The sequence below is a fragment of the Polaromonas jejuensis NBRC 106434 genome (genome assembly GCF_001598235.1).
Taxonomy (GTDB): Bacteria; Pseudomonadota; Gammaproteobacteria; order Burkholderiales; family Burkholderiaceae_C; genus Polaromonas; species Polaromonas jejuensis.
In genome coordinates, this window is sequence record NZ_BCYO01000067.1 from 1 (window position 1) to 1,455 (window position 1,455).

General features: G+C 60.3%; 2 protein-coding genes. One reads left to right on the top strand and one right to left on the bottom strand.

Annotation, left to right across the window (positions count from 1 at the left end):
* On the bottom strand, positions 1-411 hold a 411-nt coding region (locus PJE01S_RS24090; protein WP_174548582.1), incomplete at its 3' end, for an acyl-CoA dehydrogenase family protein.
* A gap of 161 nt (positions 412-572) precedes the next feature.
* On the opposite strand from PJE01S_RS24090, the gene PJE01S_RS24095 reads away from it, so the two are divergent.
* The coding region (locus PJE01S_RS24095; RefSeq protein ID WP_068836242.1) for a LysR substrate-binding domain-containing protein at positions 573-1,455 on the top strand (883 nt) is incomplete at its 3' end.

Here is a 1,455-nt window from a genome sequence, read left to right on the forward strand (position 1 = left end):
GAAGCAGCCCACCCATTCGCCGCTGGCGAGTTTGGGCAGGTATTTCTGTTTCTGTGCTTCGGAGGCAAACTCATTGATAGGCACCATCACCAGCGAAGACTGCACGCTCATCATGGAGCGGTAGCCGCTATCGACCCGCTCGACTTCGCGTGCCACCAGGCCGTAGCAGACGTAGTTCAGGCCGGAGCCGCCATACTGCTCCGGAATGGTCGCGCCGAGCAGACCGAGTTCGCCCATCTCATTGAAGATGGCGCGGTCGGTTTTTTCATGGCGAAAGGCCTCTTGCACGCGCGGCAACAGGCGTTCCTGGCAGTAAGCATGGGCAGCGTCGCGCACCTGGCGCTCTTCAGCGCTGAGTTGCCGGTCCAGCAGAAAGGGGTCGGACCAGGAAAAGCGGGGGGATTGACTCATGGCTTGTCTCTTTACGAAAAATGGTGATGTCTTCATCATACTTTCGACGTCTCAAGCTAATCAACCGATTGTTTCTCAGTCTCATATGAGGTTTTGTATTAATTGGGCATGGGCTGATGCAAAATGATGCGGTCTGCCCAGCTCTCTGTGAGGCCCCTCTTATGCGCCGCAAACTTCCTTCCACCCAGGCCCTGAACTGCTTTGAAGCCGCAGCACGCCACCGCAGCTTCACGCGTGCGGCACAGGAGCTTGCCCTGACACAAGGCGCCGTATCACGCCAGGTGGCGGCATTGGAAGACTTTGTCGGGGTGGCGCTGTTCAAGCGCAGCCAGCATGGCATGACGCTTACTCCTGCCGGGGAGAATTACGCGCGCCAGGTGTCGCGTCAACTGGACTCCCTGGAGCGCGACACGCTGGACCTGATGGGGCATCAGGGCCAAGGCGATAGCCTGACGCTTGCGGCCGTTCCTACCCTTGCCGCGCGCTGGCTGATCCCGCGCTTGCCGGGCCTGGCACGCGAACAGCCGCAACTGCAGATTCACATCGAAACGCGCACTCGCCCCTTTCTTTTTAGCGATACCGGGATTGATGCTGCGCTTTACGCCGGTACGCCAGAGCAGATACGCCAATGGGCGGGCACCCACGCCACGCTGCTTTTCCCAGAGGATGTACTGCCGGTATGCAGCCCAGCGTTATTGGCAGATATGGACGAGGTGAGCCCTGAGATCTTGGCAGGCATGCCCTTGCTGCAGCAGGCCACGCGTCCCGAGGCCTGGCGGCACTGGTTTGATGTTCAAGGCGTCTATGCACCCCGCGCCATGGCAGGCCCCAGGTACGAGCTTTTTTCAATGCAGGCGGCCGCTGCGAGTTGTGGCTTGGGCGTGGCCCTCATGCCAACGCTGCTGATTCAAGCTGAATTGGCAAGCGGCGCCCTGGTCGTGGCTTGCCCCAGACCTTTGCGAGGTCAACGCGCTTACTACCTGGTGCAGCCCGACTTGCCGGAGAGAGCAGCGCTGACTTGCTTCAAGGAATGGCTGCTGAGGC